The organism is Microbacterium sp. SORGH_AS_0888, from assembly GCF_030818905.1.
In the GTDB taxonomy this organism is placed as follows: domain Bacteria; phylum Actinomycetota; class Actinomycetes; order Actinomycetales; family Microbacteriaceae; genus Microbacterium.
The window spans coordinates 415032-437298 of the sequence record NZ_JAUTAZ010000001.1 but is presented as its reverse complement, the minus strand read 5'-3'; the positions used below and the strand labels follow the sequence as shown (position 1 = coordinate 437298).

Genomic DNA, 22267 nt, shown 5'->3' with positions numbered 1-22267 from the left:
TCTGCCATGAGAAATCCCGTCCCCGCTACCCCCGGTAGGGTCCGGCTAGTTGCTCTTGGCGCAACCAATTATTGCGCTGATCTGCGATTTGAGTAGCGAAAGGGGACAGTTCGACATCGGCTCTGTCATCCGGTACTACTTCAAGCCCGCGCTGAAGGAGCTTGGGCTGGTCGGCATCCGCTGGCACGACCTCCGCCACTACTACGCGACGGTCATGATCTCGATGATCGGCAAGGGTGCCCAGTACACGCTCTACGAGGTCAGCCGATGGATGGGGCACGCGAGCTACCAGACCACCGTGGACGTCTAAGGGCATCTGCTCGAGGCCCGCCCGAACGTGGACGTTCTGGACGACATCATGGCCGCCGCCGAGACCGAAGACCGGAGCATCATCCCGCTCCGCGCGTGACCTACTGCGCGGGCTGAGCCTTTGACATTGTGTCGTCCATCTCGTAGGCGAGTTCAAGCAGCTTCTGGGTGAACGTCGCAACGTCAAGCGCGGACTCTTTGCCGACGGGTGCGATCTCGTGATTGGCTTCGTTGCCCACCTCACGAATGCGCTCAATCCATGGCTCCATCCGCTTCGTGACAATCCCTTCCGCTAGCAAACGATCGACACATTGAGCGAATGTCGGGGCGAAGTCCTTGGCATTCTTAGCTGGCAGACCATGGGCGACAGCAACGTGCATCAGCAGCTTGCGGCAGAGCATCACCGACGCGGTGAATGCTCCTACGCCTAGGCACTCGCGAATCTCGTTCCACACCGCACCCTCGTCAACTGGAAGACCCGACGGCACGCGCAACGGCAACTGCGGAGGCGATGTAACTCCGTGATTGGCGACGACTGCCAGCTTGCACTTCAGGCATCGAAGCCACGCAGCATCCTGAGTGCCCGTCACCGCAACGACGACGAACTGGTGCGCTCCGCATTTGGGACAATCGCCAGTCGCGTAGGCGCGCTCGGACGACGTGGAGTATGTGTGCCCAGTGCTGAATACGTACACATCGTCAAACGGAGTGACCATGTGGGTGATGCTATCGGCGAGCGACGACACCCGACGAGAACCACTGCACCAACGGCACCGCAAGCAGCACCGCCGCCTCAGCCTCTTGCGGGGTGGGCTTGCGATATCCGTTGCCGCCGTGTCTACTCTCCTGGCCCTGCCAGAGAGCCTCAGCCATCCGAACCGGAGCATCTGCCTCTGCAGATCCGAGCGGCAGTTTCCAGTCTGTCTGGGACTTCATGTCTCGAATCATTGTGCCGAGAGTTGCCTTCTTGTTGTTAGGCGACACAACGTGCGCCCCCGCCTCCTCGACGGCCTTGATCGCCTTCTCGTATGCCTCTTCAGCGTCGGGAGACTTCCCGAACGCAGCGTGCCAAGCTTCCGCCAGGAGTTGACCAGCGTCGCCTGATGCCGCGATCGCCTGCTCAGCAGCAAGTGCGACGCCGTCAGGCACTCGCTTTTCCAAGGAGACGAACCCCGCGCGCTTACCGACGCGCCATTCCGACCCCGCGTCAAGAAGAATCTCCTCCAGCTTGCGCACAAGTGGCCCACTCCGCTGGGAGCTCTCCTCGCTCACCCGGAAGAGCAGAAAGTCAACGAAGTCTAGGAACTCGTCCTCACCCATGTCACGAAGCAGACGCTCTGCCCCACCTGCAACGAACGTCAGTTCCATCGAAACTGGGCGGCGTACCGCAGTCTCGTACTCAAGTATGTATTCGGGGTTCGGCTTGGCTTCGTTGCCCCACACCCCCATGTCGTTCTTGTAGGAAACCGCCTTCACCCAGGCGACGAGGTAACGCTCCAGCCACGAGGGCACGCCAGCGTACAGCGCCTTGAGTTCGACAGGATCTGCCCCCCGCTTATGCCACTTCGTCGCCACGCTCTTATCCTGCCGCAGCGCCCCGACACCGCGCCGCTGAGACACACGCGCTGTTTTCGCGCTGTTGCCCGCTCTGGCCAGAAACGGCGGAAGGCCCGGTCACTGATCTTGCTCAGTGATTCCGGGCCTTCCTGGTAGTGCACCCCCTGGGACTCGAACCCAGAACCCACTGATTAAGAGTCACGGGACTGCCCCATCCGGCCCTATCCGATAGCGCCCGCTGCCGCCCTACTCCGCACGAGAATGGTGGCAGCGGGCGCTGTCCTTCTCCCCCACTATCCGGCTCTGTCCTGCGTCGCGTGCCCGCGGTGTGCCCGCGCTGCGCCCGCGCGTTTTAGTGAATGGACCGGGCCAGGACCATCAGGCCAGGGGGTGGGGCTCAGTCGTCCCAGACGACGCGCGAGCGGCGCGGACGTAGGCCCGACTCGATGCCGCGGTTCGGTGCGCCGCGCTTGGTCAGCAGCCAGCTCGTAGAGACGCCACACGCCTCGGCGTAGGCGCGGATGTCGAACCGCGGATCATCCTCCAGGAGGGCCTGGCCGGTCACCCACACGACGTTCAGCCGCACCAGCTCGGTCTGCTCGGCCGTCAGGGTGTCGGTCGCCTTGCGGTCCACCTGCCGGTCGTGCCGCGCTCCATCCGGGCGGGTGTGGGCGTCGGACCAGTCCTGTGCCTTGATCTCGTCGGCGAGACGTTGGGCGATGGTGCTCAGGGTCGTGCTCATTGGTGCCTCCTACAGGCGTCGGTCGTGCTCTCGCCCCTATGGCGAGGTGACCAGTACAGCCGAGATCAGCGGCGCGACCGCTGAGGCTCGCCGAGCTGTCGGCGGTCGGCTCTACTGTGCGGTCATGCCCCGGCGAGGACTCACCCCCGAGGTGGCGCTGAACGTCCACCTGAGCGCGATCTGCACGCGCAACCAGTACACCCAGGACCCAGCCCCGGTCATCGCCGAGCTGCGCGCCGTGGCCGGGGACTGGGTGGACATCCTGGCCGAGGTCGCGGGCCGGGTGTCGGGGTTCTACGACGGCGAACACACGCACGCTCTGTGCGCCGCTCTGGTCGCCGAGATCGAGGGAGCCGAGGCGTGGGTGGCACTCGGGCGGCAGCGGCGCGGTGAGCGGGCGCACGGAACGGCGGGGTTCGCCCGCGAGTGACTGGCGGGGATGCCCGCCACCGATGTCGCTGGGCGGGCGTAGGCTCGCTCCCGCGTGTTGGTCCCTCGCCCGGGGGTGCCGGTCTGGCTTGGTCGCCGCCCGAGTGCCCCCGGGCGTTCTACGGAATCTCGACGGTGTAGGCGTTGGGGTCGCCGCCGCCCATGACGTGAGCCAGCCAGAGGTCCACCGCTGCGGCGTCGCGCTCGTTGCCGTCGAGCTGGTGGATGGCGATGTGCTTGTCCAGCGCGATTGCGGCGGCCAGCATGTAGTTCTTCACGTCGCCCGAGGTGGGCCGGTCCAGCGTGTGCTCGGTGGCCTCGCCCTGGTACCAGCCGACGACGACGGTGGGTACGTGGAGCTGGTCCAGGGCGGTGTTCGCCTCAATCAGCAGCCGCTCGGCCAGGCGCTCGCGCTCGGCTTTCACATCCATCCGGTGGGCCTCGGTGGCCTGGGCGGTCTGGGTGCGGTCGAAGGTGACGCCCTCGGCCTTGCAGATGCGCGAGACGGTCGTGGCCCCCACGCCTGTCTCCCGGGCGATCCCGTTGCGGCTCATGCCCTCGCGAGCGAGCTGCACGATGCGCTCCCGCGTCGCCTCGTCTATCGGCGCTCGGCCACCCGTAGGCGCGTCCTTCTCAGCCATGTCGCCACCACCGCACTACGACGCCCACGAGCGCGTTCCACGGGCGCTGGAGCGGCTGCACGATGGCGTTCCAGGCGCTCACGAGAACACCACCTCTCCAGCGCCCACGACTACCTCGCCGCGCCGCTGCTCGCCAGCGTCCACGATCTCCTCGCGCACCAGGGCCATGACGGTCTTGCCGTCGCCGAGGTCGAGCACGACGGTGGCCCCGGCCAGGGAGTTGGTGACGTGGATGGGCTGGGGGCCGCTCTGACCGCCCAGGAGTGCCGCAGCCACGCCGCCCTGTGTCGAGTAGTCCTGAGTGCCCACGAGCCCCGCCATGCGCCGGTCCAGCTCGCTCTGCTCGTCACCGAGTCCCAGCGCCAGACCCTCCACGATGTTGCGCCCGTAGCCGCGGAACACCTTGGACGGGGAGGCGATCCCCAGCGCCGCCTTGAAGGGCCCGACGATCCAGTCGGGCAGCAGGCCCAGGAAGAAGTTCCCGATGGTCCCGGCCAGCGACTTGATGCCGTTCAGCAGGCCAGAGATCAGGTCACGTCCGGCGTTCCAGAGCCACGAGCCGATGCCTGCGAAAAACCCCATGATCGTGCCGGGGATGCCGGTGAAGAACGAGAGGATGCCATTCCACGCCCCGGTGATCCCGCCGCTGATGCCCGACCAGAGCCCGGCGAAGAACGAAGTGAGTCCGCCCCAGATGATCTGCCAGCCGCGGATGAAGTTCACGATGACCGAGGCGGCCCAGGCCACGATCCCCTCCCAAATGCCGGTGAAGAACGAGCCGATGCCGGACCACAGGCCGCTCCACCAGGCTGCGATGGCGTCGCCGCCCGCGACCAGCAGCGCGATGAAGCCGTTCCAGACGCCGACGATCCAGCCGATGAAGCCGTTCCACACCTCGGTGACCCAGGACGCGAACCCCTCCCACATGCCGTTCCACCAGGCGATGAATCCGTCCATCACCCCCGTGAACCAGGAAATGAAGCCGTTCCACACGTCAGTAAGGAAGGAAACTACGGCGTCCCAGTTGGCGATGAGGAGCACCACCGCGGCGATCAGCGCGACGATGCCGAGGATGATCCAGGTGACCGGGCTGGCGAGCATCGCGACGTTCATGGCCCACTGGGCCGCGGTGAGGACCACGAACGCGGCGGCGAGCACGCCGAGGCCGATGGCCACCGCGCTGAGGATGGCGGGGTTCTCGTTCAGCCAGTCCAGCAGCGTCGTGAGAACCGGCAGCAGCCCGGCCCCCACCGTGCCGATGATCGAGTCCCAGGTGCGGGTGAGGTCGGTCCAGCCGGTCTTGGCCGATCCGTTCAGGGTGTCGCCGACCTTGGACATCGTGCCGTTCACCTCGCCGAGCGCGCCTGTTGTCTCCTGGAGGCCCGCGAGGAACTGGGGAATCTCGCCCGTGCCCAGGTCCTCCAGCGGGGTGCCGAACAGGGCGAGCGCGGCCTGAGACTGGGCGGCGGGGTCCTGCACGCCGCGGAGGCCCGACACAATCTGATCGAAAGCGCCCGCGGCCTCGTCCCCACCGGCCAGCAGCTTGCGGGTCATGTCCTCCTGGGACAGCCCCAGCGCGTCGTACGCGGTCTTGCTCGCGGCCGACATGTCGGTGGCCCGGATGCTGAATTCCTTCACCGCGTCGCCGGTCTTGTCGATGCCGAAAGTGCCCTTATCGGCCGCGGTGACCAGCTTGGCCATCGCCTCCTCGCCCGAGATACCGAGCTGCTGGAAGAACGGGCCGTACTCGTCGGCGGCGTCCAGGATGTCCTCGCGCACCCCGGCCGGGACGCGTTGCATCGCGGCGGCCAGGAGGTCGAACCCCTCGTTCGCGTCCGCCACCAGCCCGCCCTTGATGAGCTGCCCCACCACCTGGGTGGACCGGGCCGTATCCACCTCGAACGCCGTTCCGAAGTTCAGCGCCTTGGCAGTCATGTCCTCGATGGCCCCGGCGCTGGCGTCTCGCATCCCGTCGATGCTGGACACGACGTTCTGAACCGCGGTGTTCACCTCCTCCACCGACTCGCCATAGGCGTCGGCGTAGAGCTTGCCCGCCACGCCGCCGATGCGCGCCGACTCCTGCTCGGTGAGGCCGAGCTGGGCGGTGATCTTGTGGCTGGCGTCGTCCAGCTCGATGGCCGAGGAGATACCTCCAGCCAGAGCCATCCCGACGCCGAGCGCAGCAGCTCCAGCGGCCAGCTTCATCGCCGCGCCGCTCACGTCGATCTTGCCGGGCAGCTTGCCCAGCACGTCGTCGTACTGCTTGTCGTCCAGGTCCAGATACCCGGTCAGCGTTCCCAAGTCGAGCGCGATGGCTCTGCCCTCCACGAGGAGGCCCGCACGACGGCGGGCAGCGGTGTTGGTCGTGGTTCGCGCGGAGCCCGCCGTGCGATGCGTGTGCCGCGATCCTACGCCCGACCACCGACAGCGGAAGGGCCGCGATCCCAGTGCTGGCGTGGTTTCCGGGCTACCGCCAAGCGGCCGGCCGCCGCCCTGGGCATCTGATTGAGGATCAGCCGCCCGCCTCGTGCGCCGCGGGATTTCGCGGGCCGCGACCGCTGCGGGCACGGCGCGGGCACACCGCGGCAGCCGGGACACGCCGATACGGTCGGGGCATGGACTCTGGAGTGGCATCGATCCTCGCGGCGGGCATCACCGGGGCGGTCGTGGCCGCGACGTTTCTGGCCGGTGAGCTGATCCGGCTGGCTCGTGATCGTGCCGAGCGCCGCGCCACCGCCGTGGGCCTCGTGCTCGCTGCGCTGCGCGAGCTGCCGGACTGGGCGCTACGGACGCTGCTGGACCGCCTGCCGTTCTCGCTGCTGCGCGGTCAACGCCGGGGCTTGCGGACGTTCATGGACGTGGCGAGCGCATCGACGGCGCTCTATGGCGCGCTGCCCCGGCGCGACTATGCGCTGGCGGACTGGGTGGCCTGGAAGGTCGAGACGCTGCCGATGGAGGCCGAGCCAATGGTGGAGCGTTCCGCCGAGGTCAGCGGCGTGCTGCTGGTCTACCTGGCAGATCGTCGGCGAGCACTGGCTATGGTGCGCCGCCCGAACCCCGAGCTGGACGAATGGCGGGCACAAGCCGGAGGGCGGTGACGAGCGAGCGCCCCGGCCGGTCATCGGCTCGGGGCGCTCTGCGCGTGCACTGCGTGGTGGTCAGGCGAGGGCGTCCAGTTCGGCGTCGCGCTCCTGCTCGGCGATGGCGTCAGCCACCGAGACGGCCGCGGGGAACCGCAGCACCGCGAGACGACGGGCGAGGCGGCGACGCACTGCGGCATCCGCGGGGTACAGCTCGGCGAGCGCCGCGACACGAGCCACGGGGGCCGTGTCCAGCAGATTCGCGAGCGGCTGACCCGCGGCGTCGGCGAGTCGCCTCGTCAGATCGTCGCGATCCTCCTGGGTCACGGCGGGGAGGTTGGCCAGGAGCGCTGTCACCAGCGCGTCCACCTCGGCGGCGGTCATGCCGTCACCTCGCGCGGTGCGATGCGGTTGACCGTGGCCCAGTCCACCGGGGTGTCGCCCGCGTCGAACGCCTGGCCGTAGCCCTCCGGGTCGGCGTGGTAGACCGCGGTTCGGGTGCCCACGCTTACCTCGCCGGACTCCAGCGCCTCGGTGAGCACGTCGTGCCAGGCAGCGGTCGCCGCCGTCTCGCTCTCCTCGGTCGCCGCGGTGATCGCGTCCTGTGCGCCGAGAGCCACGAGCCGCCCGAACAGCAACTCCTCGTGCTCGGCGGCCTCGGCCGGGTCGGTCGCCGCGGTGATCTCCAGCCTGTCGATGAGGGCGGCCACGCGCACGTCGCTGGCCTCGCTCACGATGTCCTCGAACTGGCGGCCCGCGGCCAGCAGCTCGGCGACCTTCTCGCGCTCTCGCGACTGCACGGCCACCTCATCGGCCGTCCGCGGTGCGCGGGAGGCAAGCACGTCGGCGCGGGTGACCGTTCGCTGGGGCACGGCCGGGATGGCGGCGGCGAGCGTGGCACGGGCGGTGCGGATGAGCTTGCCGCGCTCCTCGCCGTTCGCCGCGCTGGTCAGGCGCGGGTCGGTGTACGTCGGCGCGGCCACCAGGGCCTCGCGGTACGCGCGGTATGCGCTGGCGGCGGGGTTCGCCGCGGTGGTGGTGGTCATGGTGTGATCCGTTCTCTTGGTGGCCTGTCGGCCGGGGTTACCCGCGATGCGGCGCGCCGCGGGGGTCTTTGGTCAGTCGCTGGTGCTCAGCTCGATGAGGCGCTGGTGGCACACGTTGCGGATGTGCTCGGCGGCTGCCGGGTCGGTGGCGTCCACCTCAGCGAGGTGCGGCGCGTGCACCATGGCCGCGATGCGAGTGGGCGACGCCAGCGCCACGATCTGCGCGAGACGCAGGCCGACCGCGTGCTGGCGGCCCACCTCCTGCCGCTCGCGCTCGTGAGCGGCGTAGTCCTCAGGTGTCTGGGGTGCGAGAGCTGCGAACATCTGCTCCCGGGTCGGCATGGTCATGCGCTGGTCCTTTCCGCTGTGTGGCCGTTTGCGGCCGTCTCGATGGTCGGCAGGGGTTCGGACACCGCCCGAGGGCCCTCGTTAACTCCTGGGCCCCCTGGAGCGCCGCCTGTGGCCGATTGCTTGCGAGCGGGGCGACCGCCATAGCGCCGTCCGGCCCACACGCCCCCGGTGGGCCGGGCCTTGACGGCGTAGGCGCGGCACAGGTCGAACAGGTCGCAGCCGAGGCAGATGCGGCGTAGCGCGGTCGCCTCGTCGTGCTCCAGCTCGTCGTGGTCGGCGATGAACCGTTCGTCACCGTCGCAGGCTGCTGAGCTGGTCCGCAGCGCGTCGTGCAGCTCGCGCAGCTCGCGCGCGCCCTTGGTCGTCAGGCCGATCACGAGGCACCCCCGGCGAGCGCGGGCGGCTCACCCGTGGCAGTTGCCGTGTCCATCGTCGCGAGCATCGCCACGAGGTCCGGCACGTCCCCCTCGGGCAGTGGCGTCTCGACGCCGAGCACGACGCGCGCTCGACCGTCCGCCCAGTGCTTGCCGGGGATCGAGTGCAGGGCACGGACTGGCAGTCCAGGCTCGCGGATCAAGCGGGGCAGCGTCTCGATGTTCGAGCGCCACAGCAGCTCGAACACGGCGGCGTCCCACTGATTCGGCTCGGTGGTCATCGCTGGTCCTCCAGGGTCGTGTCGATGAGATCGGCGGCAGCGACGAACGCCGCTCGCAGGTCGGTGGCCTGGTCCAGGTGGTCCTCGGCCTCGGCGATGGTCATAGGTCTGCGATCCTCTCGACGTACTCGGACATGCCCTCCAGGGCGGGCTGCTGCTGCGGACGCTCCAGTGGCCCGGGATAGATCACGTCGCCAGCTCGCGACACCACGCGCCCGTCGTCCCTCACGCCGCACCCCCAGCGGCAGTACCCGCTCGGCGAGTCGAACCGATGCGCGCGGCCGGGGCGGCAGTCCAGGGCGCTCATGCCGCCCTCCGTCGCAGACGAGCCAGCAGCGGGGCGTCGGTCAGCCCGGCGTCGCTCAGGCGCTTGGCGACGACGGCGCGGGGGTGGTCCACGCTGTCGAGCGAGCGGGCGGTGGCCTCGCTCACGAGCTTGTAGCCGGTCCACGGGTCACCGCCGCCGAGAGCGTAGGAAGCAGCCAGCAGCTCCTCGACGCCGAACGGCAGACGACGCTCGCCGATGATCGTCTGGAGCGCCCGGCGCGCGTTCGGCTCGTGACGATGCTGCGGCTGCTGATCTGTCGTCGCGCGCTCGCGCTCTATGGCTGATTCCTCTGGAGGATTACCCCCTCCAGGGTTAGGGAAAGGGAGTGGTCCGGCGTCACCGGACGGTTCGCCGGACGGTTCGCCGGACGGTTGCAGCTCGAACCAGTCGGTATCGCCGGACGGTTCATCCACAGTTACCAACAGGTCGGCGTCACCGGACGGTTGCAGCAGCAGCCTCCAGGTGGTCCGGTCACGGCCGCGCTTGGTCGCAGCTCGCTCGATGAGGGCGGGCCGCACACCATCGACGGGGTGGGCGAGGCGTCGGAGCACTTCGGCCACCGAGCTGCGCAGCATCCCGGTCCACTCGGCCAGAGCGTCGTAGCCTGGCGCGCTCGTCTCGCCGTCGAACGAGTCACAGGCCAGGGCCAAGAGCACGAGCCGGTCGGCGGTGTTCAGGCCGTAAGCGCGCGGGAGCGACGTGACTGCCGCGACGGCGGGGCGTGCGCCGTCCACCTCGATCCCATGCATGTCAGCCCTCCTCTCCGCGCTCGTGTTGGCTCGCGTCTCGTTCACCGTTGGTGCTCCTCGTGGTGGTGGTCGATGGCGCGTGCACTGGGTAGTCGGTATCTGATCGGTGGTCAGACGGTGGGCTCGATAGGCCCGGAATCATGCGGTTCTGCGGCGCTGCGGGCACTCTGCGGGCGCAGCGCAGCCTCGTCAGTGCCGAACATCGCGTAGAGCGCGGCGGCCTTGACGTACCAGCGCGCGCCGATCTTCACGGCGGGGATGTCACCCCTGCGGACCGCCTCATAGGTCTGACGCAGCCCAGCCCCCAGCAGGGTCGCCGTCTCCTCCACAGAGAGCGAGAGCTGCGGATTGGGTGCCGCGGTGGTCACTGCTCGCCCGCTTCCAGGAGGGTCAGCAACGCCGGGACGGGCACGACCATGCGGCGACCGAACCGGCGCACCGGAATCTCGCCCCGATGGACAGCGGCGTACGCGGCGGGGCGGGAAAGGCCGAACACGCGGCCCGCCTCCTCCACGCTGATGGTGGCGCGCCCCGCGATCTCGGAGAGCGCCAGTGGGCGCTTGGCCGCAGGAGTGGCATCTGTGGTGCCCATGCGGGAGTCCTCTCAGCTTCGGAAATGAATCAACGAAGCCACGAGCGCGCCCGGCGTCTCACCAGTAGGGCTCCCGTCCCTGCACTGGCATCTTGCGGCGAGATCAATGCTGGCACGGGTCATGCATCTGTGTCAAGCTGTGTCTACACACATATTGCTGGAGGTGAGATGAGTGCAACGCTGATACAGGAGGTGGTCGGGCGAAACGTCCGCCGACTGCGCTCTGCACGGGAGGGTCTGTCTCAAGTCGAGCTGGGCGCGAGAGTCGCCGACCGCCTGGGAGTTGCCGCCTGGTCGTCAGCCACGATGTCGGCGGCCGAGAACGGCCGACGCGAGTTCACGGCCGCCGAGATCGTCGCGCTGGCGGTAGAGCTTGGCGTGCTGCCCGGCGCACTGCTGCTGGTGCCCGACGACATCGACGCCGTGGTGATCGGCGGCAAGCGAGGAAAGGGCGACGAGGTGCTGGGTGGCACGGTCGTGACGCGGGACGAGGTGCAGCCACTTCCCCACGACGCGGACGGGGTGGACCACCTCGCGCAGCTCGCCGCCGACGCCGTAAGCCGAGCAGAGGCCCTGACCGAGAGCCTGGACGAACTGCACAGCGGGGCGATGCGTCTGCGCGTTCAGTCGCTGCGCCAGTCCCAAGGCAGCACACCCGAGCGCACGACCGACCGCAAGTAAACCCGGAAACCAACCGAGAGAGGAGCACGCAATGCACGAGAACACGACCACAAGAGGAGGTGACGGCGATGGCGCGTGACGGGATAGGCCGCCGCTGCTACTGCCGCGACGACGAGGGCAAGGCGCTGGGCTCCCGCTGCACCAAGCTGGGCGGCTCGCGCCACGGCGTCTGGGAGTTCCGCGTGAGCGCGGGCAGCGACCCGGCGACGGGCAAGCGGCGCATGGTGAAGCGCAGTGGGTTTGCGACCAAGGCCGAGGCCGAGGCCGCCCGCGACGAGGTGGTGCGCAAGCTGCGGCGCGGTGTGCTGCGGTTCGAGGTGCCCACGCTCGCCGAGCACATGACCACTTGGCTGGCACGAGCCGAGCGCACCGAGGAGCTGAAAGCGACCACGCTGCGGGAGTACCGCCGCTACGCCGACGACTACGTGGTGCCCGAACTGGGCGCGATGAAGCTGGACACGATCCGGCGCGCGCACGTCGCGCAGTGGGTCGATCACATGGCCGAGGCGGGGCGCGGATCGGTGGCCATCCGCCGAGCGCATGCGACTCTCCGCAGCGGTCTGGCTGCCGCCGTGCAGCTCGATCTCATCGAGACGAACCCCGCGGCCTCGGTGAAGCTCCCCAAGGTCACCACGAGGCGCGTGGAGCCCTGGACGCTGGAGGAGGCGGGGCGATTCCTGGACACCGCAGCACAGCACCGGCTGGGCGCTCTGTTCGAGCTGGCGGTGATGACCGGCATGCGCCGCGGTGAGCTGGTCGGCCTGCGGTGGCGCGACGTGCGACTGGGTGGCGACGCTCCGCAGCTCGTGGTTCGGCAGCAGCTCGTGCGCGTCGGCGACAAGGTGCTGGAACAGACGGTCAAGACCGACGCGGGCCAGGACCGCACCGTGCCGCTGACCGACCGCGCCGTGGGCGCTCTCCTCGCGTGGCAGCTACGCCAGGCGCAGGAGCGCGACGCAGCGGTGGCGGCAGGCATCGAGGTGACCGGTGACCGCGTGTTCACGATGGCCGATGGCTCGGACTGCTTCCCCGAATACCCGTCGCGAGTGCTCGGCCCGCTGGTGAAGCAGGCAGGGCTGCGGCCTCAGCGCCTGCACGATCTGCGGCACCTGTTCGCCTCGCTCATGCTGGCGTCCGGGGAGGACCTGACCGTGGTGTCCAAGGTTATGGGTCACTCCAACTCGCAGATCACGCGCGACCTGTACGCGCACCTCGTGGGCGACCGTGCCCGCACCGCGGTGATGGGCGGCCTGGCCCTCCTCCCGCCCTCTGCGCGCACAGGTGTGCCCGCAACTGTGCCCGCAGGGGCATGAGAGCACCGAGAAAGCAGAAACACCCAGCCAGACGAATACTCATCTGACCGGGCGTTTCTAGGGTGGTGCACCCCCTGGGACTCGAACCCAGAACCCACTGATTAAGAGTCAGTTGCTCTGCCGATTGAGCTAGAGGTGCATGATCCGCCTCGGTGGAGCGAGGCGAACCGAGGGTCAACACTAGCATCGAGTTCGCGTCGGCGCGAATCGAGCCGGGGATGAGCCCTCGGCGCGTCGGAAGGGCCGGGTAGTCTGGCACGGTGACGTCCCCCCACGACTCGCTCGCCGCCGATCTCGATCTCGCCCTGCGCCTCGCGGATGCCGCCGACGCCGTGACGATGGCCAGCTTCGATGCCGACGATCTCGACGTCCAGGCCAAGCCGGATGCCACGTTCGTGACCGCGGCGGACATCGCCGCAGAGCGCGCGATCCGCGATGTGCTGCATGCCGAACGCCCGTCGGACGGCGTGTTCGGCGAGGAGTTCGGTTCCGAGGGCGAGGGCTCGCGCCGATGGATCATCGATCCGATCGACGGCACCCACAACTACATGCGCGGCATCCCCATGTGGACGACGCTCATCGCGCTGGCGATCGACGGCGTGCCGCAGGTGGGTGTGGTCAGCCAGCCCGCGATCGGGCGTCGCTGGTGGGCGGCGACGAGCCTCGGCTCCTGGACGAACTCCTCCGACGGTGCGCGACGCATCCATGTATCCGACGTCGACACGCTCGCCCGCGCGAGCGTGAGCTTCCAGAGCATCGAGCAGTGGGATGAGGTCGGCCGCGCCGACGATCTGATCCGTCTGAGCCGTGCGGTGTGGCGTGACCGCGGCTACGGCGACGCCTGGCCCTACATGCTGCTCGCGGAGGGTCGCCTGGAGATGGTGGCGGAGTTCGACGTCAAGGAGTACGACATCGCAGCCCAGTGGCCCATCGTCACCGAGGCGGGCGGACGCATCACCGCCTTCGACGGCGCCGACACGATCGGCGCACGCTCGGTCCTCGCGACCAACGGCGCGCTGCACGAGCCGTTCCTCCGTTTCTTCGCCGCAGAGACGGACGCCGGATGATCCTCCGGCGGGCCGTGGTCGTCGCCGCGGTCGCCGCATCCCTCGTCCTGGTCGCAGGCTGCACGAGCCAGCCGCCGGTCGTCCACGGCTCGTCCGGAGTGACCGTGACGCCGACGCCGGACGCCGTGCCCGCTCCGACGTGCGAGACGCTCATCCGCTCCGACCTGGTCGAGAGCCTGACCTCGCACAACTGGACCGCCGAGACCGACACGTTCCGCATCGGGAACATCGAGGTGCCCGGCGGGCTCTGGTGCCAATGGGGCGACTACTCCGTCGCGAGCGACCACGTCCAGATCTACGGCTGGGCGCGGATCGACGCGGCCGACGCCGACGCGGCCCGCGCCCAGCTGCTCAAGGACGGCTGGCACGAGCTGGACGGTGGATACGTGACGCAGGACTCCGCCACGACCTTCAACACGGACGCCGACGGCTACGGCATGACCTACCAGTTCGGTGACGGGTGGGTCACCGTCTCCGACACGAAGCAGGGGCTGCTGGTGATCCAGCGTCCCGCGAGCTGAACGGGAGGCTCGGCATCGTGAGCACGCGTCCTCTCGCGGTCGTCGCCGGCGGCTCGGGCTTCCTCGGGCGCGCCATCAGCGCCGCGTTCGAGGACGACGGCTACGAGATACGCCACATCGGTCGCACGGGGCCGGTCCGCTGGGATGACCCGGACGGCATCGCCCGCGCACTCGATGGGGCGGACGTGCTCGTCAACCTTGCCGGAAAGTCCGTCAACTGCCGCTACACCGACCGCAATCGCGACGAGATCCTCCGCTCCCGGGTGACCACGACCCGCGCGCTGCGCGAGGCGATCACGACGTCCGATCATCCGGTGCGGGTGTGGCTGAATGCGTCCACCGCCACGATCTACCGGCACGAGACGGAGCAGGCCAACACGGAGACCACGGGGGTCATCGGCGAGGGCTTCTCGGTGGACGTGGCACGCGACTGGGAACACGAGCTGTTCGACGGCGAGCTCCCCCGCACGCGCCGAGTCGCGCTTCGGATCGCGATCGTCCTCGGCGATGGTCCCGCTACGCGAGCGCTCGTCACACTCGCACGGATAGGCCTGGGCGGACCGCAGTACGACGGCTGGTGGTTCCCCCACAACCGCTATCGCGGGATCGGCAGCGATCCCTCCGGCAACGGCCGAGCCCGCGGGCATCGCGCCGGCGGACGCCAACGCTTCAGCTGGGTACATGTCGACGACGTGGTGGGGGCTGTGCGCTTCCTCCGAGACCGTGACGACATCTCCGGTCCCGTCAACGTCGTCAGCCCGCAGTCGACCGACAATCGGGGCCTCATGCGAGCGCTGCGCCGGACCGTCCATGCTCCGATCGGGCTCCCGGCCCTCCGATGGATGCTGGAACCGGCCATGTGGGTCCTGCGCACCGAGCCGGAGCTCGTCCTCAAGAGCAGGTGGGTCTCACCCGAGGTTCTCACCATGGCCGGTTATCGGTTCCGCCATCCCGAGCTCGAGGAGGCGCTCCTGGATGTCGTCCGCGCAACGGCAGGGCCTCGCCGTCACCGCGGGGGCCGCTGAGCCGTCACCAGACGATCCCGCCGCCCACCGAGATCCCGCCCCAGGTGAGAGCGATGAAGATCGCGGCGAACACGACGGGAGCGATGCCCTTGCCACTGCGCGCGAGCCCCTTGAGCAGCGCGATCACGCCGAGCACGGCGGCCACGACCGAGAGACCGCCGCCGAGGACCAGGCCGATGAACAGCGGGATGGGCATGAGCACGAGACCGGCGAGGGCGAACCAGAAGGCGGCCCATGCCGTGGGGTTGGACGGACGGATCTCACGCGAGGAGGACATGCCTCCAGTCTCTCGCTTCCCGTGACGCTGCGCAGCCTTCTCATGCTCCACGCGCGCCGGGATCGCGTTCGTCAGCGGGGATCCGGGGTCCGCAATCGCGTCGGCTTGCCATGGCGGTGGCGCGACGCTCAGCGCCTCGCTGCACCGCCGGTCCCGGAAGCCGCCTCGTCGAGGAACTGGGAGAGAGCGTGCTTGCTCGTGGTCAGGCTGGCGATCTTGACGTCCAGGTCGGCGATCTGTTCGCGGACCATGCCGGCGAGGATGTCGTCGCATGCACTGGTCCATACGGTGGTGCCGGCTTGACGCTCCAGCACGATCTTGATGAATCGGGTCGGCACGCCGGCGCTGCTGAGGTCCCGGATCGTGGCCACCTGTTCGAGGTCGACGTCCGTGTAGTCCCGGTATCCGTTGGGATGTCGCCTGGGTCGCAGGAGGTCCTGCTCCTCGTAGTAGCGCAGCATCCTCGCGGCCACGCCCGTGCGCCGTGACACCTCGCCGATCCGCATCCCGCCCCTTCCTACCGCCGTCACCATCACCCTTGACCTTGACAGTGATGTGAATGTTTAGCGTAGCAACGTGACCCAGACAGCTCCGTCCGACCCCCGTTCCGTCCCGCTCGCCCGACGTGTGCGTCCAGCGCTGGGGATGCTCACTGCCGCGACGTTCTGGACCGTCACCGCCGAGGTGCTGCCGTCGGGACTCCTTCGCGCGATGAGTCAGGGGCTGGGTGTCACCGAAGGAGCGATCGGGGTACTGGTCAGCGCGTGGGCCGTGACGATCGCGATCGTCGGGATCCCTCTGGTCAAGCTCACCATGAGAGTCCCACGCACCGTGCTGCTGACCGTCAGCCTCGCGGCGACCGCCCCGGCGAACCTCGTCACGGCCCTTGCTCCCGACTTCACTGTGGCGCTGGTGGGTCGTATCCTCGCGGCGACGGCGCACGGCCTGTTCTGGGCGCTCGTCGTGTCGTACGTCGCCACGATCGTCGCGCCGCAGCGCCTCGGCCGCGCCCTGTCGCTGGTGCTGGCCGGGCCCACCCTCGCAGGCCTGGCAGGTCTCCCCGCTGCCGCACTGATCGCGGAATACACCGGATGGCGTTGGGTGTCGATCGGGCTCTCGCTGATCCTCGCCGTCACAGCGGCCGTGCTCTGGCTGACCCTGCCCCGCCGCCGCGTCGACCCCGCTGTCGGAGAGCCGACCGCGACATGGGACGGTAGCGCCCGAGCCGTGGTGTTCGTCGCGGTCGGCGGCGGACTCGTGCTGGTCGGGCACTTCGCCGCGTTCACGTACGTCACCGCGCTCGTCACGGGACGGAACGGGCTGAGCGCGGCAGCGATCCCAGCCATCCTGCTCATCCTTGGGGTGACCGGCGGCGCCGGCGTCATCGTCTCCGGCGTCGCCGCGGACCGGCTCCCCCGCACCGCCCTCTTCTGTGCGTCCGCACTCGTCGCCGTCGGACTGGCGTTCCTCCTCCTCGGCCACGAGCCGGCGGTCTTCATCGCCGGGATCGTCGTCTGGGGGTTCGCGATCGGAGCGTTCCCCCCGATCCTGCAGGCCCGGGTGCTCCGGCTCTCGAGCCCGGCGTTCCGCCCTCTCGCCGGAAGCATCGTCGTGACGGTCCTCAACCTCGGAGTCGCCGCGGGTGCCACCGCCGGTGGGCTCGCCCTCCCCCACGGGCAGACCTCGCTCCTTCTGACCGCACTCCTCATCACGAGCACGGGAGCTGCTGCGGTGGCGGCGGCCGCGCGATCGGCCACCGCCACCCCCGGTCAGGACACGGGCGACGCGATCGGGTAGTTCGAACGCGTGAAACGGCCTGCGGGTGCGAAGCCCGCCAGCAGCTCGCCTGCATCGGTGCCGGTCACGTCGCTCACGAAAGCGAGGGCATCGCGTTCTGAGCGGACGTTCTCGATGAGGTTCGGGGTCTTGATGATGTCGGTCACGGTCGACGCGAAGACCGGTGAGACCGCGGCGGCCACGAAGAGGACGTTCGCGATGTCCGCGAACTCCGGATCGCCCAGGAAGATGCGGGTGAAACGGTTGGCCTGGTCGGAACGCTCCGCGAGATGGCGGGAGTACTGGCGCCGGATCCAGTCCGCGTCGAACTCGCCGGTGTGCTCGGTGGCCGCATCCACCAGCAGACGCGCATAGAGCAGGCCTGCTTGGGCGCCCTGCCCTCCGATCGGATCGTAGGCGGCGGCCGCGTCTCCGATCGCGGCGACCGGGTGACCGCCGGAGGTGACCGCGACCCCCTCCCGCACGACAGGTCGCACGGCACCCCGCAGCCACGACTTCGGGTCCTCCTCGATCGGCTCGAGAGCCAGCACCTCCGGCAGATCCCACTCGGCATGGTCGCGGTAGAGGTCCTGCACGACCCGCAGCGCCGACGCCGCCGAATCGGCGGTCGCGAAGCGCCGCTCGAACTCGCTGCCGGGCCGCGCCCACCCGAGGAACGACCACACCGGGCCGGCGTCCTTGTGCAGGAACGGTCCCCACCAGCCTTCCCCCTCGTTCGAGACGACCGTGAACGCGCTGTGGGTCCCGCCGCCGCGATGACCGAACACCTCTGGGCCGAAACCGAGGCCGCGTGCGGCGACGCTGATCACGCTCCGCTGTGGACGGTCGTACGGGCTGCGTGTCGGGTCGACGGGGAACAGCTCAGAGAGACCGCTTCGACCGGTTGCGACGAGGGTCAGATCGTTCGCCGCGGCGATGCCGTCGAGCGACGCCGGCGTGACGGCATCCACCACGAAACGGCCTCCGCGCTCCTGGAATACGGTCAGCCGCTCATCGGCCTTCAGCCGAGTGTCGACCGCGACGCCCCAGAAGTCGGAGAAGGGCGAGTCGAACTCCAGAAGCTCCGACCCGTCCGGGGCGACGAGGCGTGCGTGCAGGCCCTCGTGATGGGGCGCCCGGTCGCCGAAGGTGTCGAGCCCCAGAGCCCGTTCGGCGTTCAGCGCGTCGCCGAAGATGAGCGCGGTGCCGGTCGGGGGCACTGCGTCGCGCAGTTCTTGCTGCGCGCGCTCGCTGTAGACGGTGACGTCGAATCCGGCATCGAGCAGCCCGAGCGCCACAGTGGCGCCCGTCTGGCCCGCGCCGACGACAGCGGCTTTACGTGTGGACATGACGAGTTCTCCTTTTCTGTTCAGCGGTGGAGGTCAGACGGCGACCGGGGCCTCGGCGAAGGCGCCGCGGTATGCGGCGGCCGGATGGGTCGCCGGCAGGTGGTCGCGACCGAACAGCTTCTGCCGCAACGTTCCCGGCGCGTACTCCTTCTGGGCCAGCCCGCGCTCGCGCAGCACGGGGATGAGATAGTCCACGAAGTCGTTGTAGGTGCCCGGGATCTCGTTGTTCATCACGAGGATGCCGTCCGCGCCCGCGTCGCGCCATCGGGCGAGCTGATCGGCGATGGTCTCGGGCGACCCGACCAGGCGGTTTCCGGTCGCGAGGGAAGCGGCCGAGATCGCCCACCGTCGCCTCTCGACCCTTGGTGCCGGCGTTCACCCAGTCGATGATCGACTGCATTCCTTCCGCCTTGACCTCGCCGATCGGCGAGTCCAGCTCGAAATCACCGAAGTCGACCCCCGCCACTCCGCCCATCTGCGCGAGCTGAGCCTCGCCATCGATCCACTCGTCGATCTCGGCCGCCTTACGGCGGGCTTCTTCGTCGGTGGACGCCACGACGAACTGGAGCCCCTGGAAGAGCTTGATGTCGGAGCCGTCCCGACCGTAGGCGGCGGCGCGGCGACGGAAGTCGGCGGCGTCCTCCGCGATCGTCTCGACGTTCGCGGAGGTCAGGAACACCGCCTCGGCATTGCGCGCCGCGAAGTCACGCCCGGCAGGAGAGGCCCCCGCCTGGAAGAGGAACGGGCTGCGCTGCGGTGAGGGACTCACGAGGTGCGGGCCCTCGACCCGGTATCGCGGACCCTCGTGGTTGATGCGATGCACCTTGTCGGGGTCGTTGAACACGCCGTTCTCGCGGTCGATCACGAGCGCGTCGTCCTCCCATGAGCCCTCCCACAGCTTGTAGACGACATCCACGTACTCGTCGGCCCAGCGGTACCGCTCGTCATGCTCGGTGAGGTCGTCGTAGCCGAAGTTGCGTGCCGCATTGCTGAGGGTGTTGGTCACGATGTTCCACGCGACCCGCCCCTGGGTCAGGTGGTCGAGCGTGCTGATGCGGCGGGCGAAGCTGAACGGATGCTCCTGCAGGATCGACGACGTGTAGGCGATGCCGAGGTGTTCCGTGGCGTAGGCCAGGGCGCTGACGAGCGCGGCCGGGTCGTTGGCGGGAATGCCCACGCCCGATTGGATGAACTTGCGGGTGCCGCCCTTGTGCGCGTTGTACAGGCCGATGATGTCGGCGAAGAAGATCGCGTCGAACGTGCCGCGTTCGAGAGTGCGGGCAAGCTCGACCCAGAGGCGCAGGTCATTCGCGTCCGCCTGCCGGCCGGTCAGCCGACGCCAGGTGCCGTGCACGACGTGTCCCGGGGTGTTCTGCACGAACGCGGCGAAGTGCAGAGGGCGGCCCGGGGAAGACGACACAGAAGTCGACATGGGTCTCTCGCTTTCGTTGCTCGGGAGACCCAGATTGACCCCGCCGACCCGGAGAGCGATCACGCGTGACAGCAGTGGTCGGACAATGACAGGAGGTTACGGAGGCGATCCCTCGACCGTTGCGCAGCGAAGGTCGCGTCAAGGATCATTGACACTTTTCTCGCGCCGCCAGAACCTCTCTGATGCGGGTCCGACGCCGATGGCCACGCCACACACCAGCCCCGCCCCTTCGGCTCGGTACTCTGTACACGATGTCCGGCAGGGGACGACCGGACGCGAGAGCCCGAGGCGGCTAGGTGTGATGTCCAGGGACGTTGTTTCGGTGACACGGTCGTGAAGAGCTGAGGGGCGAGGACCTCCGGTTGTGAAGTGGAGCTGTTCAAGGAACCGCTTCACGAACCAGGAGGCCCTCGTGTCCCACGCTCACGCTGCTCTGACCCCGCGCGCTCGACTCCGGTTGGCGCGCCTGATCGTGGAGGGCGGTTGGCCCCCATCGGTCGCGGCGAAGATGTTCATGGTCTCGCCCGTCACTGCCCGCAAATGGGCGGCGAGATTCCGCACTGAGGGCGCGGGAGGGATGACCGACAGGTCGAGCCGTCCACGTTCGATGCCGACGAAGACGCCGTTACCAGTGGTCAAGCGGATCGTGAAGGCAAGATGGCGGCGCCGACTGGGGCCGGTGCAGATCGCCGGTGAGCTCGGTTTGCCCGCCTCGACTGTCCACGCGGTCTTGGTGCGCTGCCACATCAACCGGCTCTCCGCAATCGATCGGGTCACGGGAGAGCCGATCCGACGTTACGAGCACGACCATCCTGGATCGCTGATCCACGTCGATGTCACGAAGTTCGGCAACATCCCTGACGGTGGCGGTTGGCGCTTCGTCGGCCGCGTCCAGGGCGAGCGCAACCGCGAGGCTACCGCCACCCGCATGAAGAGCAGGAACGACCGCTACGAGCCACGATTGGGCACCGCGTTCGTCCACACCGTCATCGACGACCACTCCCGCGTCGCCTATGCGGAGATCTGCTCTGACGAGAGAGCCCAGACCGCGATCGGCGTCCTGCACCGCGCGGTGACCTGGTTCGCCGACCGAGGTGTCATTGTCGAGCGCGTCCTCTCCGACAACGGTTCGGCCTACAAGTCCTATGCCTGGCGCGACGCCTGCGCAGAGCTCGGGATCACCGCGAAGAAAACCCGCCCCTACCGGCCACAAACCAACGGGAAGATCGAACGCTTCCACCGCACTCTTGCCGATGGCTGGGCCTACGCGAGGCTCTACCCCTCAGAGGCCGCACGCCGCGAAGCACTCCCGGGCTGGTTGCACTTCTACAATCACCACAGGCGCCACTCCGCACTCGGAGCCCCACCCATCAGCAGAATCGCGAACAACCTGCCCGGACATCACAGCTAGGGCGTGTCTGACAATGTCTTGGTCCATGCGATGACGGCGTTGAGGACGACGGCGGCGCGGTAGATCACGGCGTGCTTGTCGTAGCGGGTCGCGAGTCCCCGCCACTGCTTGATTCGGCAGTAGCCGCGCTCGATCACGTTTCGGTTCTTGTAGTCGGCGGCGTCGAGTGCGACCGGGCGTCCGCCTCGCGATCCGCGTCGCTTGCGGTGTCCCTTCTGATCGTCAGGTTCGGGGATCACGGCCTTGATCCGCCGGTCGCGCAAATGCCCGCGGATCGCGCGAGACGAGTACGCCTTGTCGGCTCGGACCGCGTCCGGCCGTGTCCGCGGACATCCGGTGGCGCGGGCGACGCGCAACTGCGCCATCAGCGGCAGGAACATCGGCGAGTCCCCGGCCTGGCCCGGGGTGATCAGCGTGACCAGTGGGAGTCCGTTGCCATCGACGAGCTGATGAATCTTCGTCGACAAACCGCCTCGGGAGCGACCGATGCCATGATCAGGCGACTCGAGCGTCAGATCCTTGTAGTTCGATCCAGCCCCCTGTGAGGCGGGTCGTGTTCGTCACATGCTGATGCGCACGCGCGATCGTGGAATCCACCGACAACGACCAGTCGACCATCCCCGCAGCATCCGCCGCCGCCGTGATCTTCGCCGCCACCCGATCCCACGTCCCATCGAACGCCATCCGACGATGCCAGGTCCATACCGTCTGCCACGGCCCGAACACCTCCGGCAGATCACGCCACGCGATCCCCGTCCGATACCGATACACGATCCCCTCCACCACCGTCCGAGCATCAGAAAACTTCCGACCCGGCCGCCCCGTAGGACGAGGCAACATCCCCTCGATCAACGACCACTGACCATCCGAGAGCAACCGAAACCGCGACACCCGCCGAGACTCCCAGCCCAAGCCGCCAACCTTTGTCAAACACGC

The 22267-nt window shown here is 68.7% G+C and carries 28 protein-coding genes and 1 tRNA gene; 10 read left to right on the top strand and 19 right to left on the bottom strand.

The window, feature by feature from the left end; genetic code table 11:
* Positions 1–88: 88 nt before the first annotated feature.
* Entirely contained in the window at positions 89–310 is a 222-nt protein-coding gene (locus QE381_RS02115; protein WP_307215054.1) for a hypothetical protein, read from the top strand.
* Positions 311–410: 100 nt separating this feature from the next.
* Here QE381_RS02115 and QE381_RS02110 read toward each other — a convergent pair whose 3' ends face one another.
* From QE381_RS02110 to QE381_RS02100, 3 genes are all read right to left on the bottom strand, one after another.
* On the bottom strand, positions 411–1025 hold the full coding sequence (locus tag QE381_RS02110; protein ID WP_307215052.1) for a DUF4145 domain-containing protein: 615 nt from the start codon (positions 1023–1025) through the stop codon (positions 411–413).
* Positions 1026–1035: 10 nt separating this feature from the next.
* Positions 1036–1884 (bottom strand): hypothetical protein, encoded by an 849-nt coding sequence (locus tag QE381_RS02105; RefSeq protein ID WP_307215050.1) that lies wholly within the window; start codon positions 1882–1884, stop codon positions 1036–1038.
* 379 nt (positions 1885–2263) lie between these two features.
* A complete protein-coding gene (locus tag QE381_RS02100) occupies positions 2264–2608 on the bottom strand; it encodes a hypothetical protein (RefSeq protein ID WP_307215049.1) in 345 nt (114 codons plus the stop codon).
* A 124-nt stretch (positions 2609–2732) separates the two neighbouring features.
* On the opposite strand from QE381_RS02100, the gene QE381_RS02095 reads away from it, so the two are divergent.
* A complete protein-coding gene (locus QE381_RS02095) occupies positions 2733–3038 on the top strand; it encodes a hypothetical protein (protein ID WP_307215047.1) in 306 nt (101 codons plus the stop codon).
* Positions 3039–3156: 118 nt separating this feature from the next.
* Here QE381_RS02095 and QE381_RS02090 read toward each other — a convergent pair whose 3' ends face one another.
* Together QE381_RS02090 and QE381_RS02085 are read right to left on the bottom strand one after the other, a co-directional pair.
* The gene (locus QE381_RS02090; RefSeq protein WP_307215045.1) at positions 3157–3678 is read right to left on the bottom strand and encodes a helix-turn-helix domain-containing protein; all 522 of its coding nucleotides are present in this window, start codon (positions 3676–3678) and stop codon (positions 3157–3159) included.
* Positions 3679–3756: 78 nt separating this feature from the next.
* Entirely contained in the window at positions 3757–6276 is a 2520-nt protein-coding gene (locus tag QE381_RS02085; RefSeq protein ID WP_307215043.1) for a phage tail tape measure protein, read from the bottom strand.
* A gap of 17 nt (positions 6277–6293) precedes the next feature.
* Here QE381_RS02085 and QE381_RS02080 point away from each other — a divergent pair, with 17 nt between their 5' ends.
* A complete protein-coding gene (locus QE381_RS02080) occupies positions 6294–6776 on the top strand; it encodes a hypothetical protein (RefSeq protein ID WP_307215042.1) in 483 nt (160 codons plus the stop codon).
* Between the two features lie 60 nt (positions 6777–6836).
* Here the strand turns inward: QE381_RS02080 and QE381_RS02075 are convergent, their stop codons facing one another.
* The 8 genes from QE381_RS02075 to QE381_RS02040 form a co-directional block, all read right to left on the bottom strand.
* Positions 6837–7142: a hypothetical protein gene (locus QE381_RS02075; protein WP_307215040.1), complete on the bottom strand. Its 306-nt coding sequence runs from the start codon at positions 7140–7142 to the stop codon at positions 6837–6839.
* Positions 7139–7804 carry a hypothetical protein gene (locus QE381_RS02070; protein WP_307215038.1) on the bottom strand — a complete coding sequence of 222 codons (666 nt, stop codon included), beginning with the start codon at positions 7802–7804 and terminating at the stop codon, positions 7139–7141. The genes QE381_RS02075 and QE381_RS02070 overlap by 4 nt, the downstream gene beginning before the upstream one ends.
* Before the next feature lie 72 nt (positions 7805–7876).
* The gene (locus QE381_RS02065; RefSeq protein ID WP_307215036.1) at positions 7877–8152 is read right to left on the bottom strand and encodes a hypothetical protein; all 276 of its coding nucleotides are present in this window, start codon (positions 8150–8152) and stop codon (positions 7877–7879) included.
* Positions 8149–8532, bottom strand: a complete 384-nt coding sequence (locus QE381_RS02060) for a WhiB family transcriptional regulator (RefSeq protein ID WP_307215034.1) — start codon at positions 8530–8532, stop codon at positions 8149–8151. The genes QE381_RS02065 and QE381_RS02060 overlap by 4 nt, the downstream gene beginning before the upstream one ends.
* Entirely contained in the window at positions 8529–8810 is a 282-nt protein-coding gene (locus QE381_RS02055; RefSeq protein WP_307215032.1) for a hypothetical protein, read from the bottom strand. The genes QE381_RS02060 and QE381_RS02055 overlap by 4 nt, the downstream gene beginning before the upstream one ends.
* Positions 8811–9113: 303 nt before the next feature.
* Positions 9114–9887 (bottom strand): hypothetical protein, encoded by a 774-nt coding sequence (locus QE381_RS02050; RefSeq protein WP_307215030.1) that lies wholly within the window; start codon positions 9885–9887, stop codon positions 9114–9116.
* A gap of 110 nt (positions 9888–9997) precedes the next feature.
* Positions 9998–10255 carry a helix-turn-helix domain-containing protein gene (locus QE381_RS02045; protein ID WP_307215028.1) on the bottom strand — a complete coding sequence of 86 codons (258 nt, stop codon included), beginning with the start codon at positions 10253–10255 and terminating at the stop codon, positions 9998–10000.
* Positions 10252–10479 carry a helix-turn-helix domain-containing protein gene (locus tag QE381_RS02040; protein WP_307215026.1) on the bottom strand — a complete coding sequence of 76 codons (228 nt, stop codon included), beginning with the start codon at positions 10477–10479 and terminating at the stop codon, positions 10252–10254. The genes QE381_RS02045 and QE381_RS02040 overlap by 4 nt, the downstream gene beginning before the upstream one ends.
* A 306-nt stretch (positions 10480–10785) precedes the next feature.
* On the opposite strand from QE381_RS02040, the gene QE381_RS02035 reads away from it, so the two are divergent.
* Both QE381_RS02035 and QE381_RS02030 read left to right on the top strand, forming a co-directional pair.
* Positions 10786–11160, top strand: coding sequence for a hypothetical protein (locus tag QE381_RS02035; protein WP_307215024.1), 375 nt, complete (start codon positions 10786–10788; stop codon positions 11158–11160).
* Positions 11161–11228: 68 nt separating this feature from the next.
* A complete protein-coding gene (locus QE381_RS02030; RefSeq protein WP_307215022.1) occupies positions 11229–12473 on the top strand; it encodes a site-specific integrase in 1245 nt (414 codons plus the stop codon).
* Between the two features lie 63 nt (positions 12474–12536).
* Here QE381_RS02030 and QE381_RS02025 read toward each other — a convergent pair.
* Positions 12537–12612, bottom strand: a tRNA-Lys gene (locus QE381_RS02025).
* A 121-nt stretch (positions 12613–12733) separates the two neighbouring features.
* Here QE381_RS02025 and QE381_RS02020 point away from each other — a divergent pair.
* Genes QE381_RS02020 through QE381_RS02010 form a run of 3 tightly spaced genes read left to right on the top strand, consistent with a single transcriptional unit; the run spans position 12734 to position 15086 of the window.
* Positions 12734–13540 (top strand): inositol monophosphatase family protein, encoded by an 807-nt coding sequence (locus QE381_RS02020; RefSeq protein ID WP_307215021.1) that lies wholly within the window; start codon positions 12734–12736, stop codon positions 13538–13540.
* A complete protein-coding gene (locus tag QE381_RS02015) occupies positions 13537–14061 on the top strand; it encodes a hypothetical protein (protein ID WP_307215019.1) in 525 nt (174 codons plus the stop codon). Before QE381_RS02020 ends, QE381_RS02015 begins: the two co-directional genes overlap by 4 nt.
* Positions 14062–14075: 14 nt before the next feature.
* Positions 14076–15086 (top strand): epimerase, encoded by a 1011-nt coding sequence (locus QE381_RS02010; RefSeq protein WP_307220379.1) that lies wholly within the window; start codon positions 14076–14078, stop codon positions 15084–15086.
* Between the two features lie 4 nt (positions 15087–15090).
* Here QE381_RS02010 and QE381_RS02005 read toward each other — a convergent pair whose 3' ends face one another.
* A complete protein-coding gene (locus QE381_RS02005) occupies positions 15091–15363 on the bottom strand; it encodes a hypothetical protein (RefSeq protein ID WP_307215017.1) in 273 nt (90 codons plus the stop codon).
* A 128-nt stretch (positions 15364–15491) separates the two neighbouring features.
* Positions 15492–15869 carry a MerR family transcriptional regulator gene (locus QE381_RS02000; RefSeq protein ID WP_307215015.1) on the bottom strand — a complete coding sequence of 126 codons (378 nt, stop codon included), beginning with the start codon at positions 15867–15869 and terminating at the stop codon, positions 15492–15494.
* A gap of 70 nt (positions 15870–15939) precedes the next feature.
* Here QE381_RS02000 and QE381_RS01995 point away from each other — a divergent pair, with 70 nt between their 5' ends.
* Positions 15940–17160: an MFS transporter gene (locus QE381_RS01995; protein WP_307215013.1), complete on the top strand. Its 1221-nt coding sequence runs from the start codon at positions 15940–15942 to the stop codon at positions 17158–17160.
* Here the strand turns inward: QE381_RS01995 and QE381_RS01990 are convergent.
* Together QE381_RS01990 and QE381_RS01985 are read right to left on the bottom strand one after the other, a co-directional pair.
* A complete protein-coding gene (locus QE381_RS01990; RefSeq protein ID WP_307215011.1) occupies positions 17133–18488 on the bottom strand; it encodes a styrene monooxygenase/indole monooxygenase family protein in 1356 nt (451 codons plus the stop codon). The two genes, QE381_RS01995 and QE381_RS01990, sit on opposite strands and share 28 nt — an antisense overlap.
* Complete coding sequence (locus QE381_RS01985) at positions 18475–19920, bottom strand: NtaA/DmoA family FMN-dependent monooxygenase (protein WP_307215010.1); 1446 nt, start codon at positions 19918–19920, stop codon at positions 18475–18477. The genes QE381_RS01990 and QE381_RS01985 overlap by 14 nt, the downstream gene beginning before the upstream one ends.
* Positions 19921–20332: 412 nt before the next feature.
* Between QE381_RS01985 and QE381_RS01980 the strand changes: the two genes are divergently transcribed.
* The gene (locus tag QE381_RS01980) at positions 20333–21331 is read left to right on the top strand and encodes an IS481 family transposase (RefSeq protein ID WP_307215008.1); all 999 of its coding nucleotides are present in this window, start codon (positions 20333–20335) and stop codon (positions 21329–21331) included.
* Here the strand turns inward: QE381_RS01980 and QE381_RS01975 are convergent.
* Positions 21328–22222, bottom strand: a protein-coding gene (locus QE381_RS01975; protein WP_307215006.1) for an IS5 family transposase whose coding sequence is annotated in 2 segments (ribosomal slippage) — positions 21328–21870 and positions 21872–22222 — 894 coding nt in all. Because the reading frame shifts where the segments join, the coding sequence is not laid out codon by codon here. The genes QE381_RS01980 and QE381_RS01975 overlap by 4 nt on opposite strands.
* Positions 22223–22267: the final 45 nt, after the last annotated feature.